This is a genomic window from Streptomyces sp. NPDC050535, from assembly GCF_044457665.1.
Classification (GTDB): Bacteria; Actinomycetota; Actinomycetes; order Streptomycetales; family Streptomycetaceae; genus Streptomyces.
The window spans coordinates 210,810-225,882 of sequence record NZ_JBITHE010000006.1; the positions used below are offsets into that span (position 1 = coordinate 210,810).

The following is a 15,073-nucleotide window of genomic DNA, read 5'->3' on the forward strand; positions in this document are numbered from 1 at the left end:
AAGTCGAGGTAGCGACGCCTGGTGAGCAGCACAGATCCCCCTCCTTCGCGACGGTCTCGGGTCTGCGGGTGCTGGACTGTAACACCGGTTTTAGGACACTTGCCCGACTGTCTCGAACTGTGGTTCTCACAGGTCATGTACGGTGTCGCGCACTGTCGGAACTTCAGGAGTGCCCCGTTATGCCCCAGGAACTGCGCGCTGTCGACTGGACCGGAAGCAGCCTCACACTCATCGACCAGACTGTGCTTCCGCAGCGCACCGAGACTCGTGAAGTCCGCGATGTGGACGACCTGGTGGACGCGATCAAGAGACTCGTCGTCCGGGGCGCGCCGGCGATCGGGGCGGCGGGGGCGTACGGCGTGGCGCTCGCGCTGCTTCAGGGCGAGCGGGAGGGATGGGACCGTTCGCGCGTGCTCGCGGAGGTCGCCCGGATCCGGGAGGCCCGGCCCACCGCCGTCAATCTCATGGTCTGCGTCGACCGTGTGCTGACCCGGTTCGACGAAGGACTGGAGGCGGTTCTCGCGGAGGCGGCCGCCGTCCAGCGCGAGGACGTCGAGGCGAACCGGGCGATGGGCGCGTTCGGCGCGGACTGGCTCCTGAAGCGCACCGACGTGGGCCGCCCGCTCCGCGTCCTGACCCACTGCAACACCGGCGCGCTCGCCACCGCCGGCTGGGGCACGGCCCTCGGCGTCATACGTGAACTGCACGAGCGCGGCCTCGTCGAGGTCGTGTACGCCGACGAGACGCGCCCCCTGCTCCAGGGTTCCCGCCTGACCGCCTGGGAGTTGGTCCAGGAGGGCATACCGCACTACGTCCAGGCCGACGGCGCCGCCGCGGGCACCATTCTGCGCGGCGAGGTCGACGCGGCGATAGTCGGCGCCGACCGCATCGCCGCGAACGGCGACACCGCCAACAAGGTCGGCACGGTGGGCGTCGCACTGGCCTGCGCCTACGCGGGCGTGCCGTTCCTGGTGGCCGCCCCCACGACGACCGTGGACCTCTCGACCGCCTCGGGCGCCGACATCCACATCGAACTCCGGGGCGAGGACGAGGTGTTGGAGTGGTCCGGGGTACGGACGGCTCCCGCCGGGTCGCGCGGGCACAACCCCGCGTTCGATGTCACGCCGGGGCGGCTGGTGACCGGGCTCGTCACCGAGCGCGGGGTGCTGGAGGTGGCGGCGGGGGAGCTGCCGGGGGAGCACCTGCGGTAACCCGCCAACTGCCTTCAGTGCGGCGAGAAGCCGCGCTCCGGTCGTGTCACCGGAGCGCGGCCTCTCGTCGATTTCAGCGCTGGGTCAGTTCCAACTCGAGGAGCCACTCCACCACTTCGGTGTGGTGCCGCGCCTGGCGAGGGTCGGCGCCCCAGACGTAGAGACCGTGACCGGCGACGACGACGGCCGGCATCCGCGGGTCGCGGGCCGCCTCCAGCCGGTCGCCCAGGACCTTCATGTCCTGGCTGTTGGCGATGACGGGAAGGGTGACCTCGACGTCGTGGGCGGGCTGGCCGACGCCCTTGAGCATCTCGACGTCCTTGAAGACGATGCCGCCGGGTTCGCGGCGGCCCATCGCCACGGACGCGACCGTGTGGACGTGGACGACGGCACCGGCACCGGTCAGCGCGGCCACCCGCGCGTGCAGCTCGGCCTCGGCGGACGGCCTGCCGCCAGACACCGCCGCACCCACGCCGTCCACCAACACCACGTCCGCGGGGGTCAGTTCACCCTTGTCGTGCCCGCTCGCGGTCACCGCGAGGCGGAGCGGGTCCCGGGACAGGACCACCGACAGGTTTCCCGACGTGCCGCGCATCCAGCCGAAGGAGGCGAAGCGGGCCGACTCGGCGGCCAGCACCGCGCCCGCCTCCTCCAGGTCGAGGGCCGAGGTCTCGACGGTCGTCATGCGGTGCTCCTCGTGATGGTGATCTCGTCGAACGTCCCCGCCTCGGGGTGATCGCCGACGCCCTGTTCGTAGTACGGCTCCCCGGGGCGGCGCACACCCACGGCCCGCCAGCCCGCGGCACGCGCCGCGTCCAGCTCGCCGGGCCGGTCGGAGAGGAAGAGGATCCGGTCCGGGGCCTCGCCCAGCGCGGCCGCGATCGTCGCGTACGACTCCGGTTCCTGCTTGGGTCCCGCGTTCTCCGTGTCGTACAAGCCCTCGACGAGCGGCAGCAGATCGCCCTCGGGACCGGCCCGGAACCAGGCGCGTTGCGCGGCCACGGATCCGGACGAGTACACGTGCAGGCGTACGCCGTCCGCGTGCCAGCGCCGCAGCGCGGGGACCACGTCGTCGTAGAAGTGCGAGACGAGGTCGCCGCGCGCGAAGCCCTCGGACCAGATGAGGCCCTGGAGGGTCTTGAGGGGCGTCGCCTTGCGGTCCTCGTCGAGCCACTCGTCGAGCGCCTTCTCGACGCGGACGGCGTCGGCGTCCGGCTCGCCGATCAGCTCACGCACCTGCGCGACCGCCCGGACCACGTCCGGATCACCGCTCCGTTCCGAGAGCACCGCTCCGAAACGAGAGCGCGAGTACGGGTAGAGCACGTCAACGACGAACCCCGTGGCGCTCGTGGTGCCCTCGATGTCGAGCACCACGGAGTCGATGTCGAAGTGCTGGGTCACGCGGCGGCCTTGTCCTTCGCGTATCCGGCGTCGATCGTGTCGTAGTCCGGGAAGCGGGACGCGATGGTGGAGCCGGTGAAGCTGCCGATCCAGCCGTCCTCCTCGTGGAAGAAGCGGATCGCGGTGAAGGCCGGCGCCGTGCCCATGTCGAACCAGTGGGTCGTGCCGCGCGGCACCCCGAGCAGGTCGCCCTTCTCGCAGTACACGGCGTGCACCTCGCCGTCCACGTGCAGATAGAAGATCCCGGAGCCCGAGACGAAGAAGCGCACCTCGTCATCGTCGTCGTGCGTGTGCTCCTGGAGGAACTTCGCGCGCGCGGCTTTCGCCTTCACCGGGTACTCGGGGTCCTCGCTCGGGTGCAGGCCGAGCACGTCGACCGTGGTGAACCCCTCCTCGGCGTTCAGCTTGTCGATCTCCGGGCCGTAGGCGGCGAACACGGTCTCGCTGTCGGCGTCCGCGGGCACGTCCTCGCGGATCGGCCACTGCTCGTAGCGCACCCCTATCGGCGCGAGCGCGGCGGCGATCTCGGCGGGGTCGGACGTACGGCGCACCACGGTCTCCGAGCCGGACTCGGGCCAGGTCGTCAGCAGGGTCATGGGAGCAACTCCAGGAACTGGGAGGGATGTCCGAATGCTGGACAGGCATCCGGACGGGAGGGGGAGGGAACAGGGGGCGCGGCACACCCGGGCGCGGTGGGCGGACGGGGGCTGTGGGGTCCGGTCGTCAGCCGCGACACGCCGCGCCGGTACAGCGTCGCATCGCTGTCGCGCCTGGTGTCGTCATCGGAGCCTCACTGTCCCGGGTCGGGTGCCGGTTCCGAGATGGTAACTCCAGGCGGGCGGTCGGCCGAGTGTGACGAAGTTGTTGTCTCAACCACTGAGAAAGGGCGTCCAGTGCTTTGACGCGTGGCTGGAAACGTTCACATGATTCGTTCATGAAGACGCTGCTGCTCGTAAGGCGGCTGTACGTGGACTTGCTCCGGTCGACCACAGCCAGCTGTCGCTGACCTGTCCCGGAGCCTCAACGCCCGCGCCCTCCATGGGTTTCCTGTGCATCAGGAAGAGCCCCCGTCCCCTCGTACGAGACATGCGAGACGGATGAGGCGGAGGTACGACGTCCGCGCGGCCGTGGCGTGATTCCTCCCTCCGGCGCTCCGGACCGGCACTCCCCCCTCTCCCTCCTCGCCCCTCTCCTTCGCACCGCCCCCTGGAGCCCTCGTGTCCCGTATCCGTGTCCCCCTCGCCGCGCTCTCGCTGGCCTCCGTCTCCGCCCTCCTCCTCGCGGGCTGCTCCCAGTCCACGAACGCCTCGGAGAGCACCGGCGACAAGGCCGCCCCGGCCTCCGCCGCGACCGCCGCGAAGCCCGCGCCCTTCAGCAAGGGCAAGGTCAAGGTGGCCCTGGTCAGGCAGAGCGGCGCCGGCGACTACTTCGAGCAGTGGGGCAACGGCGCCAAGGCGCAGGCAAAGGCCCTCGGTGTCGACCTGACCGTGTACGACGCCCAGGCCGACAACGCCAAGCAGGCCACCGACCTGTCCTCCGCCATCAACTCCGGGGCGCAGGCGATCATCGTCGACCACGGCTTCCCGGCCACCATCCAGCCGGAGATCGACAAAGCGGTCAAGAAGGGCATCAAGGTCGTCGTCTACGACGTCGAGCAGACCAACAAGTCGGTCGTCAGCACCAAGCAGGACGACGCCAGCATGGCGCAGGCCGTCCTCGACGTGATGGGCGAGACCCTCGGCAAGGACGCCAAGGTCGGCTACGTCAACGTCGCCGGATACGCCGCCCTCGACAAGCGCGACAGCGTGTGGAAGAAGACCGCCGACGCCAACGGATGGCAGCAGGCGTTCAAGGTGGGCAAGGTCACCGACTCCACCGCGACCGACAACGTTCCGCTGGTCTCCGCCGCGCTGACCCAGCACTCGGACGTGACCGGCGTCTTCGCCCCCTACGACGAGCTGGCCAAGGGCACCGTCCTCGCCGTCCAGAACAAGAAGCTCCAGGACAAGGTGAAGGTCTTCGGCGCGGACGTCTCCAACGCCGACATCCAGAACATGACCGCCGCGGACAGCCCGTGGGTCGCCACCGCCGGCACCGACCCGTCCGCGGTCGGCGCAGCCGTCGTCCGCACCGCCGCCCTGGAGCTCGCCGGTCAGCTGAACAAGACCTCGGTCGAGTTCCCGGCCGTCGCGATCACCCAGGACTTCCTGCGTGAGAAGAAGATCGAGAACATGGACCAGCTTCGCGCGGCGCTGCCCGCACTGAACCTGTCCCAGGTGAGCACGGCGGACTGGATCGCCAATGTCGCCCACTGACAGCCCGTCCGGCACCGGCACTGCCACCGGCGCCGCGGTCCGCCTCCGTGAGGTCAGCATGGCGTTCGGCGGCAAGACGGTCCTGGAGTCCGTCTCGCTGGACATCGCGCCGGGCAGCGTCGTCGCGCTGCTCGGCGCGAACGGCGCCGGCAAGTCCACCCTGATCAAGATTCTCTCCGGCGTGCACACGGACCACGGCGGGGAAGTGAGCGTCAACGGTGAGGTCGCCGCGCTCCACTCCCCGCTCGCCGCCCGCCAGTTGGGCATCCAGACCGTGCACCAGCGGATCAGCGAGGGCATCGTCCCCGGCCTCACGGTCGCCGAGAACCTGGTCTTCGAGGAGCTGGCCCAGAGCCGCGGGAACCCTTTCCTGAACGGCCGCAGGCTGCTTGCCCGCGCCCGCGAGATCCAGTCCGCCCTCGAACTGGGCTGGAACGACACCGTACTCAGGCGCGATGTCACCGAACTCGGCATCTCCGACCGCCAGTTGCTCATCCTGGCGAGGGCCCTGGCCACCCGCCCCCGGCTGCTGATCCTCGACGAGCCGACCTCCGCGCTCTCCGCCACCGAGGCGCAACGCCTGTTCGCGCTCGTCGAGCGGATGCGCGAGGACGGCATCGCCGTCCTCTACGTCTCCCACCGGCTCGGCGAGATCGACGCGCTCGCCGACCGGCTGGTCGTCCTGCGGGACGGACGTCTCACCGAGGACCAGGTCAAACCCTTCGACTGGGACAGCGCCCTGCGCGCCATGCTCGCCCAGGCGCACGAGGCGACGACCGCCCGTCCCCAGAAGGCGGGGCACCAGGGCGAGGTGGTGCTCTCGCTGCGCGGAGTCCCGCTCCTGGCGGGCCACACACCCCAGGACCTCGACATCCGGTCGGGTGAGGTCACCGGCGTCGTGGGCCTGTTGGGCGCGGGCAAGACGGAACTCGCCCGCGGGCTGTTCGGCGCCGACCGCTTCACCGGGGGAGCGGTCGAGCTGGACGGCAGGCCGTACGCGCCGCGCCGCCCGGCCGACGCCATCGGCAGCGGCGTACACCTCGTACCGGAGGACCGGCACGCGGACGCCCTGGTGCCCGGCTGGTCACTGGCGCAGAACATCTCGCTGCCGTTCCTCAAGTCCCTGTCCACGGCGGGGCTCGTGAGCCGGAGCAGGGAGGACGCGCTCGGCCGCGCCACCATCGAACGGCTCGGTGTCGTCGCCCGCGACGAGCACAGCACCGTCGAGGAACTGTCCGGCGGCAACCAGCAGAAGGTCGTGGTGGGCCGCTGGCTCGCCGAGAGCCCTCGCGTCCTCATCCTGGACGAACCGTTCCGAGGTGTGGACATCGGAGCCCGCCGCGACATCGGCCGCCGCGCCCGCACGCTGGCCGCCGAAGGAGCCGCGGTCCTCGTCCTGTCCGCCGACGTCGACGAGATCCTGGAGGTCGCCGACCGGGTCGTCGTCCTCGCCGCGGGCGAGATCCGCCTCGACGCGTACGGCGAGGACGCGGAGCGCGACCGCGTGATCCAGTCCATCTCGGCGTCCCTCTGATGCCGGGCACAGCCGTCGGCGTCCGCCCGACACCGGTCACACCAGGAAGTACGCCATGACCACCACACAGAGCGTCCCCGCGAAGACGGCCGCCCCGGCCCCGCCCGCCGCCGGCCCGCGCGTCCAGAGCGCCGTCATCAAGTACGGCTTCATCTTCGTCACCGTCACGCTCTTCGCGTACTTCGCGATCAGCGAGCCGTCCTTCCGCGACTCGGCGACACTCCTCGACACCCTCAGGTACGTCTCCGTCGCCGCGATCCTCGGCCTCGGCGTCACGCTCACCATGGCGGTGGGCGGAATGGACATGTCGGTCGGCGCGGTGGCCGGACTCGGCGTGACGGTCGCCGCCAAGACGATGGTCTCCTACAACCAGGTCGGCCTGGTCGCGATCCTCGCCGTCGTCGCGGCGGGTGCCCTGGCCGGACTGCTGAACGCCCTGCTGATCGTCGTCCTCAAGATCCCCGACATGCTGGCCACGCTCGGCACCATGTTCGTGATCCAGGGCACCAAACTCATCCTGGTCGACGGCCAGTCCATCACCCCCGGCATGACGCAGTCCGACGGCACCACCGCGCCCGGCAGGTTCACCGACGGCTTCCTGCGCATCGACCGGGGCACCTTCCTCGGCATACCCGTCTCCGTGCTGATCTTCGGCGGACTGACCGTCGTCGCCTGGGTGTTCCTGGCCCGCACCCGCTGGGGCCGGGTCCTGTACGCGATCGGCGCCAACCCCGAGGCGGCGCGACTGGCCGGCATCCGTGTCGGGGCCTACCGCGCCCTGGCGTACGTCCTCTCCGGCGTCCTCGCCTCCATCGGCGGCCTGATCCTGGCCGCCCGCATCGGCCAGGGCGATGTCTCGGCCGGTACCTCCCAGCTCCTCGAGGCCGTCGCGGTGGCGCTGGTCGGCACCTCCGTCCTCGGCCGGGGCCGCCCGAACGTCTGGGGCACGGCACTGGGCGCCGTCCTGATCGGCATCATCACCACCGGCCTGACCATCAAGGGCCTGCCGTACTACACCCAGGACGTCGTCGAGGGCGCGGTCCTCATCCTCGCCCTGGTCTTCAGCTTCACCCTGTCCAAGCGCCGCACCGCATAAGGGAGTTCACGATGGGCTACCGCATCCTGGAGACCGAGGACGTCGCCGGCTACCTGCGCGAGCGCGGCCACTGGGACCTCTCCGACGCCGAGGTCCGCGAGGTCTCCGACGGCAACATGAACCGTGTCTTCCTCGCCTCCTCGAAGGACGGGACCCGCAGTCTCGCCGTCAAGCAGGCGCTGCCCTGGGTCCGCGTGGCGGGCCCCTCCTGGCCGATGAGCCCCGAGCGCGCCGACGCGGAGGCCCGCGCCTACGAGCGGGTCGCCGCCGTCGCCCCGGACAAGATCCCGGTGATCCACGGCTATGACCCCGAGAACTACGCGCTCGTCATGGAGGACATGTCCGACCTGGAGGTCCTGCGCACGGTCCTCAACGAGGGCGCGCCGTACGGGCCCGACACCTCCGCCCGGATCGGCGAGTTCGTCGCCCAGCTCTCCTTCACCACCAGCGACTTCGGCCTGGCCTCCGCCGACCGCAAGGCCCTGATCGCCGCCTCCGTCAGCCCCGAACTGTGCGAGATCACCGAGGACGTCGTCCTCTCCGAGCCCTACATCGAGCACGAGCACAACCACTGGCACCCGGAACTCGACGACCTGGCCGCCGAGTTCCGCGCCGACGCCCGGCTGCGCACCGAGGTCGCGGACCTCCGCCATGTCTTCATGACGAGTGCCCAGGCCCTGCTCCACGGTGACCTGCACACCGGCAGCGTCATGGTCGGCGTACGCGAAGGCGCCCCGGTGATACGGGTCTTCGACCCCGAGTTCTCCTTCGTCGGCCCGATCGGCTTCGACCTCGGCCTGTACTGGGCCAACACGCTGGTGTCCCAGGCGCGTGCCGCCGCCCTCGGGGCCGAAAGCGACCACGCGGACCAACTCCGGCTGTCCTGGGAGGCGTTCGAGGCCGAGTTCCGCCGGCTGTGGCCGACCCGCGTCGACACCTTCTTCGACGACGCCTACCTCGACCGCTTCCTGGCCCGGGTCTGGACCGAGTCGATCGGCTTCGCCGGCACCGAGATCGTCCGTCGCATCATCGGCTTCGCCCACCTCACCGACCTGACCACGCTGCCCGACCCGGTACCGGCCTCCCGCCGGGCTCTGCTGCTCGGGCGGGAACTGATCGTCGGGCGTGCGGAGCTGACCTCACCCGAGGACGTCGAGGCGCTCCTCCACTGAAGAGGACCTCCCGGCCGACGGCCCGGCACCGGCGAGCCGCCGCTGGAGCCGCTGGTGCCGGAACTCGTAGCAGGCCCCCGACTGGCGTAGCACGCCCCGCCGGTGGGCCTCGTCGAGGAAGGCCATCAGCCGCCAGGGAGCACGCCCCGTCGTGGCCAGCCAGACGCGGGTGACCAGGAAGCGGCCCCAGGCGCTCAGCGCCAGCGCGGTGGCGCCGACGGGAACCCACAACTGCGCCCCGGCGGTGGCGACCCCGCCCCAGTCGTGGGACAGCAGGACGACCGGGAGACAGACGACCGCGGCGAGCAGCGCCGCGATGCCCCCGCGCGCCAGGGACGCGGTCCGGTCGGTGCGCAGCGTGCTGCGGGGCCCCGCGGCACGCAGCACGTCGGACGGCGCGCTCAGCGCCCGGTAGACACCGCAGACGCAGCCGCCGACCAGGCCGACCAGCAGACCCGGGGCGAGGATCGGCGGCAGACAGCGCGCGACGAGCCCCAGCACCGGGCCGTCGGTCAGCCAGGCACGGGCGGGTTCCGGCAGCACGGACCGCATGTTCGCCGCGTACGCCCTCCTGTCCGCCCCCGGCGTCGCGATCCCGGACGGAGTGAGACGCACGGTCACCGAACCGGCGCGGGACTCGAACACCGTGTGCCGGGAGCTGAACGGGGCACACCTGCGCTCGGGAAGCAGCGGAATCTCGCAGCTCGGCGGTGTCGTACCGGCCGGATAGGCGACCGGGAGCTCTCCGCGGTCCGGCACCAGCAGCGTGCCCCTCAAGGGGCGATGCGTGGTCGCCGTCCTGAGTCCGTCCCGCTCCCGGAACCGCCACTCGCCGATGCGCTGCCCGTCGAGATCCACCCGGGATCCGGACTTGAGGACGGTCACCGTGACCGCCGCCGTACCCGCGACGGAACTCGCGACCACGCCGATGAACAGGGTGGCGGCCAGGCCGTGCGCCAGTCCCGCCGCGAAGTCGCGGGCGATCCGGCTTCCGCCGGGACGGGACGTGCTGTCCCGCTCGGCCCGCCGCGTAGCGCCGAGCAGCAGGGCGGACCCGGCCACCGCGCACATCGCTCCGGCGAGCGCGGTCCAGGGGGTGACGGTCACGCCGAGGAGCACCGCTCCCACCAGGTACACCCCGCAGGCCAGCAGCACGACCCCGCAGGCCAGCACCGCGGCGCGTCCCCGGTGGCCGCCCGCCCACGGCAGACTCAGCGGCACCGGCTGCCGGGGCAGGCCGGCGACACCGAAGAACAGGGTCAGCAGCAGCGCGAAGAGGCAGCTGCCGAACAGGTCGGGCAGCAGACCGTCGGTGACGGCGCCGAAGCGGAACCCGAACCGCAGATCGTCCGTGAGCGCGAAGCCGGTCCACAGGGCGGTGGCGACCGCCGTGGTGACGGCCAGCCGCCCCAGCAGGGAGTCCCACCGGCCGGGGGGTTCCGTCCGTCTCGGCAGCAGAATGGCGGCACCGAACGCGTATCCGAGGGTCTGGCCCGCCATGGCGACGAGGATCGACGCGGAGTCCTCGGCCCCGGCCGTGCTGTCGGACGCGCGGGCCAGCGCGACGGCCGGGAGGATCGCGAGGGTCGCGCCGAGAGCGACCAGGCCCGTGGCGTACGCCCGCACCACCTGCGGCAGCGCCGAGTCGAGCTCCCACCAGGCGAGCCGGCCCGTACCGCGCCGCTCCAGGTCCTTGGCCAGCAGCGCGAGCCGGTGCCGCGCCTCGGCTCCCCGCTCGGGCCCGCAGTCCGCGAAGGCGGCGGGTACGAACGCGTCCAGCAGATGCTCCTCGATGTCCCCGGCCGTCGGGAAGCGGGCCGGGTCGAGCAGTTCGGCCGGGTCGCGGGAGGTGTCGCCGTAGACGGTGCGGGCCAGCGCCACCATCAGGGGCACCCTGAGTACGTCGGCCAGTGGATGGGGGTCTCGCGCGAGGCGGCGCAGGACCGGTGTCCACACCGTCTCGCGGCGGGCGCCGTCGTGGGCCCCGGGGCGGGCCGTGCGCTCCAGGTACGAGCCGGCCTGCGACTCGTCCAGCGGCAGCAGTTCGACGACCTCGGCGGCTGTCAGTACGTCGCCCGCGCGCACCGTGGCCGCCCAGGCCTCGGTGCGGCTGGTGAGCAACAGCGGGAGGTCGTCGTCGAGTTCGGAGTTGATGTGCCGTACAGCTTCCGCGTACGCCGGCCGGGGCAGCTCGTCGAAGCCTTCGAGGATGGGGAGGATCAGCCCGGTGTCGAGCAGCGCGCGGGCGAGGGTGGGCCGGCCGTCGGCGGACGCGGCCAGCAGCCGGTGGTCGGCGGCGAGGCGCTCGGCGAGCCAGTCGCGCAGCCGGCTGCCCCGCGGATCCCAGCTCGCCAGCGGGAAGATGACCGGGACGGGCCCGCCGGGTTCGCGCGCGGCCAGCAGTCCGAGGGTGAACCGCAGGGCCAGCACGCTCTTGCCGGAGCCGGGACCGCCGAGCACCACCAGCCGCCGGCGCGGCAGGGCCGCGAACGCGCCCGCGAGGCCGTCGGGCCGGGACGCCGGGTCCCGGGGCGCCGGGAGCGGCACGCCGGGACGGATGTTCTCCGGGTGGTCCGCGAGCCAGGGGTCGGCCGGGGCCCAGCGCACCTCCAGTGGCCCCGGGTCCTGGAGCCTGCGCAGCCGGGACTCGGCCGCCCACTGCTCCCGTACCGCGGAGGCCAGCGCGTCGGCCGTCTGCCGCCGTACGTCCTCGGCGGGCCGCTGCGCCTCGGCGCCGTCACGCAGCGCGTCGGCGAGGAACGCGGCGACCGACACCACGGCCGCGATCACGGAGATGAACACACCCGCGGTGTTCTTGTCCCGTGAGTCGTGGAGTACGACGGCGAGCGCGACGAGCGCCGCTCCGCACACCCCGAAGACCGCGCGTCGCCGCGTGCGCGCATCCCGCAACCAGCCGCTCATCGCCCGACCTCTCCCGATCCGATATGCCCGACGGTCACCGTTGTGTCCGTCACGCGTAGTGACAACGTCGGACAGGGGTGCGGAGGGGAGGGGCGCGCGAGGCGTTCGGGGGGCTGCCGGATGCTCGGCAGCGCGGATGTGGGCGCACACGGCCGAGGGGCGGCTCCCCCGTGGGAGCCGCCCCTCGATCCGACCGGATTCCGGCTACTTCTTGTCGAGCAGATCCTGCACCTTGCCACGGACCTCGTCCGTGGCGAGACCACGGATCGTCAGCGTGGTGCGGCGGCGCAGCACGTCGTCCGCCGTCTCGGCCCACTCGTTGTCCCGGGCGTAGACGACCTGCGCCCAGATCTCCGGGGCGTCCGGGTGGACGCGCTCGGCGAGCCGCGGGTCCTCGTTGGCGAGGCGCGCGATGTCGAAGGCCAGCGAACCGTAGTGGGTGCCCAGGTGCTTGGCGGTGTCGGCCGCCATACGCGGGCCGGCGCCCGGACTGTCGATGAGCAGGCGGTGCGCGACGGCCCGCGGGTTGGCGACGCCCGGCAGCGGCATCTTCTTCGGCAGCTCGGAGATCGGCTCGAAGTCCTCGCCCAGCGGGTGGCCGGGCAGCGACTCCAGCTTCTTCATGACGGTGCGGCCGATGTGCCGGAAGGTGGTCCACTTGCCGCCGGCGACGGACAGCATCCCGCCGCGGCCCTCCGTGACGACCGTCTCCCGCTTGGCCTTCGACGTGTCTCCGGGCCCGCCGGGCAGCACCCGCAGGCCGGCGAAGGAGTACGTGATCAGGTCACGGGAGAGCTGCTGGTCGCGGATGGAGAACGCGGCCTCGTCCAGGATCTGGGCTATGTCCTTCTCGTTCACCGCGACGTCCGCCGGGTCTCCCTCATACTCCTCGTCGGTCGTACCGAGCAGCAGCATGTCCTCCCAGGGGAGGGCGAAGGTGATGCGGTACTTGTCGATGGGAGTGGCGAGCGCGGCCTTCCAGGGGGCGGTGCGCTTCAGAACCAGGTGCGCGCCCTTGGACAGGCGGATGGACGGCGCCGCGTCCGGATCCTCCAGCTTGCGCAGGTGGTCGACCCACGGGCCGGTCGCGTTCAGCACCAGACGCGCCGACACGCCGAACTCGTCACCGGAGAGCCGGTCCCTGAGCTCCGCACCGGTCACCCGGCCCTTGGTGAAGCGCAGCCCGGTGACCTCGGCGTGGTTGAGGACGACGGCGCCCGACTCGACGGCCGCGCGGACCGTCATCAGGGCCATCCGGGAGTCGTTCATCTGGTCGTCGCCGTACACGGCCACGGCCTTCAGGTTGTCGGTGCGCAGCTCGGGCACGTCCTGCGCGGCCTTGGCGGGGCTCAGCAGGTGCCCGACGCCGTCGCCGAAGGCGGACAGCGCCGAGTACGCGAACACACCGGCACCGAGCTTCGCGGCGCCGTGCGGGCCGCCCTTGTACACGGGGAGGTAGAAGGTCAGCGGGTTCGCCAGGTGGGGGGCCACCTGGCGGGAGACCGCACGGCGCTCGAAGTGGTTCTCCGCCACCAGCTTCACCGCACCGGTCTGCAGGTAGCGCAGACCGCCGTGGAGAAGCTTGGAGGAGGCGGAAGAGGTGGCGCCGGCGAAGTCACCGGCGTCCACCACGGCCACCCGCAGCCCGGACTGCGCCGCATGCCAGGCGGTGGAGATGCCCAGGATGCCGCCGCCGATCACGAGAAGGTCGTACGTCGCCTTGGAGAGCTGCTCCCGGGTCTCGGCTCGGCTCGGATTCGAGCCGGAGACCGGGCGCGTACCGAGGGCAGGTACGGACTGCAGGGTGGACTGGGTGCTCATGCGGGTTCTTACTCCTCGCCAGAGTTGTCGTCGAGCCAGCCCATGGACCGTTCGACGGCCTTGAGCCAGCTCTTGTACTCACGGTCGCGGGTCTCCGCGGCCATGTTGGGGGTCCATTCCGCGGCCCGGCGCCAGTTGGCGCGCAGGTCCTCGGTGTTGGTCCAGAAGCCGACGGCGAGGCCGGCGGCGTAGGCGGCGCCGAGGCAGGTGGTCTCGGCGACCATCGGGCGCACCACGGGGGCGTCCAGGACGTCGGCCAGGGTCTGCATCAGCAGGTTGTTGGAGGTCATGCCGCCGTCGACCTTGAGCGCGGTGAGCTCCACGCCGGAGTCCTTGGTCATGGCGTCGCTGACGTCACGGGTCTGCCAGGCGGTGGCCTCGAGCACGGCGCGCGCGATGTGCGCCTTGGTGACATAACGGGTCAGGCCGGTGATGACGCCGCGGGCGTCCGGTCGCCAGTACGGGGCGAACAGGCCGGAGAAGGCGGGCACGAAGTAGGCGCCGCCGTTGTCCTCCACCGACGAGGCGAGCGTCTCGATCTCGGCGGCGGACTTGATCAGGCCCATCTGGTCGCGCATCCACTGCACCAGCGAACCGGTGACGGCGATGGAGCCCTCGAGCGCGTAGACCGGCTTCTGGTCGCCGATCTGGTAGCCCACCGTGGTCAGCAGCCCGCTGTACGAGTTGATGATCTTGCTGCCGGTGTTCATCAGCATGAAGGTGCCGGTGCCGTACGTGGACTTGGCCTCGCCCTCGGAGAAACAGGTCTGGCCGAACAGGGCCGCCTGCTGGTCGCCGAGCGCGGAGGCGACGGGGATGCCGCCGAGCAGCTCGCCGAGCCTGCCGCCGGTGATCTCGCCGTACACCTCGGCGGAGGAGCGGATCTCGGGCAGCATCGCCAGCGGAACGCCGATGGACTCGGCGATCTTCGGGTCCCACTGCATGGTGTGCAGGTTCATCAGCATGGTGCGGGAGGCGTTGGTGACGTCGGTGACGTGCCGGCCGCCGTTCACACCGCCCGTCAGGTTCCAGATGACCCAGCTGTCCATCGTGCCGAAGAGGATGTCGCCGGCCTCGGCGCGCTCGCGCAGGCCCTCGACGTTGTCGAGCAGCCAGCGGGCCTTGGGCCCCGCGAAGTACGAGGCGAGCGGCAGGCCCGTCTCGCGGCGGAAGCGGTCCTGGCCGACGTTGCGGCCGAGCTCCCTGCAGAGCGCGTCGGTGCGGGTGTCCTGCCAGACGAGCGCGTTGTGGACGGGCTCACCGGTGTTCTTGTCCCACAGCAGCGTGGTCTCACGCTGGTTGGTGATACCGATGGCCTTGATGTCGTCGCTGGTGATGCCGGCCTTCTCGATGGCCGAGACGACGACCTCCTGGACGTTGGTCCAGATCTCGGCGGCGTCGTGCTCGACCCAGCCCGGCTTCGGGAAGATCTGCTCGTGCTCCTTCTGGTCGACGGAGACGATCCGGCCGTCCCGGTCGAAGACGATGCAGCGGCTGGACGTGGTGCCCTGGTCGATCGCGGCGATGAAGGGCCCTGCGCCGTGGGAGAGGGTGCCTGTGGTGGGTGCGTCGGTCACGGTGTGCTCCTGAAGGTTCCGTGT

General features: G+C 71.4%; 11 protein-coding genes. 5 read left to right on the top strand and 6 right to left on the bottom strand.

What is annotated here, in order from left to right:
- Positions 1–179 precede the first annotated feature (179 nt).
- Positions 180–1,211, top strand: coding sequence for an S-methyl-5-thioribose-1-phosphate isomerase (mtnA, locus tag ACIBLC_RS16395; protein ID WP_399211619.1), 1,032 nt, complete (start codon positions 180–182; stop codon positions 1,209–1,211).
- A 73-nt stretch (positions 1,212–1,284) separates the two neighbouring features.
- Here mtnA and mtnB read toward each other — a convergent pair whose 3' ends face one another.
- From mtnB to ACIBLC_RS16410, 3 genes are read right to left on the bottom strand one after another with little or no spacing between them, the layout of a single operon-like run.
- On the bottom strand, positions 1,285–1,896 hold the full coding sequence (gene mtnB, locus ACIBLC_RS16400) for a methylthioribulose 1-phosphate dehydratase (protein WP_399211620.1): 612 nt from the start codon (positions 1,894–1,896) through the stop codon (positions 1,285–1,287).
- A complete protein-coding gene (mtnC, locus tag ACIBLC_RS16405; RefSeq protein ID WP_399211621.1) occupies positions 1,893–2,612 on the bottom strand; it encodes an acireductone synthase in 720 nt (239 codons plus the stop codon). Before mtnC ends, mtnB begins: the two co-directional genes overlap by 4 nt.
- The gene (locus ACIBLC_RS16410; protein WP_399211622.1) at positions 2,609–3,208 is read right to left on the bottom strand and encodes a 1,2-dihydroxy-3-keto-5-methylthiopentene dioxygenase; all 600 of its coding nucleotides are present in this window, start codon (positions 3,206–3,208) and stop codon (positions 2,609–2,611) included. The genes mtnC and ACIBLC_RS16410 overlap by 4 nt, the downstream gene beginning before the upstream one ends.
- Before the next feature lie 621 nt (positions 3,209–3,829).
- Between ACIBLC_RS16410 and ACIBLC_RS16415 the strand changes: the two genes are divergently transcribed.
- Genes ACIBLC_RS16415 through mtnK form a run of 4 tightly spaced genes read left to right on the top strand, consistent with a single transcriptional unit; the run spans position 3,830 to position 8,729 of the window.
- Positions 3,830–4,927 carry a substrate-binding domain-containing protein gene (locus tag ACIBLC_RS16415; protein WP_399211623.1) on the top strand — a complete coding sequence of 366 codons (1,098 nt, stop codon included), beginning with the start codon at positions 3,830–3,832 and terminating at the stop codon, positions 4,925–4,927.
- Positions 4,914–6,461 carry a sugar ABC transporter ATP-binding protein gene (locus tag ACIBLC_RS16420; RefSeq protein WP_399211624.1) on the top strand — a complete coding sequence of 516 codons (1,548 nt, stop codon included), beginning with the start codon at positions 4,914–4,916 and terminating at the stop codon, positions 6,459–6,461. Before ACIBLC_RS16415 ends, ACIBLC_RS16420 begins: the two co-directional genes overlap by 14 nt.
- Before the next feature lie 55 nt (positions 6,462–6,516).
- The gene (locus tag ACIBLC_RS16425; RefSeq protein WP_399211625.1) at positions 6,517–7,557 is read left to right on the top strand and encodes an ABC transporter permease; all 1,041 of its coding nucleotides are present in this window, start codon (positions 6,517–6,519) and stop codon (positions 7,555–7,557) included.
- 11 nt (positions 7,558–7,568) lie between these two features.
- Positions 7,569–8,729 carry an S-methyl-5-thioribose kinase gene (mtnK, locus tag ACIBLC_RS16430; RefSeq protein WP_399211626.1) on the top strand — a complete coding sequence of 387 codons (1,161 nt, stop codon included), beginning with the start codon at positions 7,569–7,571 and terminating at the stop codon, positions 8,727–8,729.
- Here the strand turns inward: mtnK and ACIBLC_RS16435 are convergent.
- The 3 genes from ACIBLC_RS16435 to glpK all read right to left on the bottom strand — a co-directional run bounded on the left by ACIBLC_RS16435 (position 8,697) and on the right by glpK (position 15,049).
- Complete coding sequence (locus ACIBLC_RS16435) at positions 8,697–11,651, bottom strand: NACHT domain-containing protein (protein WP_399211627.1); 2,955 nt, start codon at positions 11,649–11,651, stop codon at positions 8,697–8,699. The genes mtnK and ACIBLC_RS16435 overlap by 33 nt on opposite strands.
- Positions 11,652–11,855: 204 nt before the next feature.
- Entirely contained in the window at positions 11,856–13,472 is a 1,617-nt protein-coding gene (locus tag ACIBLC_RS16440) for an FAD-dependent oxidoreductase (protein ID WP_399211628.1), read from the bottom strand.
- A gap of 8 nt (positions 13,473–13,480) precedes the next feature.
- The gene (gene glpK / locus ACIBLC_RS16445; RefSeq protein WP_399211629.1) at positions 13,481–15,049 is read right to left on the bottom strand and encodes a glycerol kinase GlpK; all 1,569 of its coding nucleotides are present in this window, start codon (positions 15,047–15,049) and stop codon (positions 13,481–13,483) included.
- Positions 15,050–15,073 lie beyond the last annotated feature (24 nt).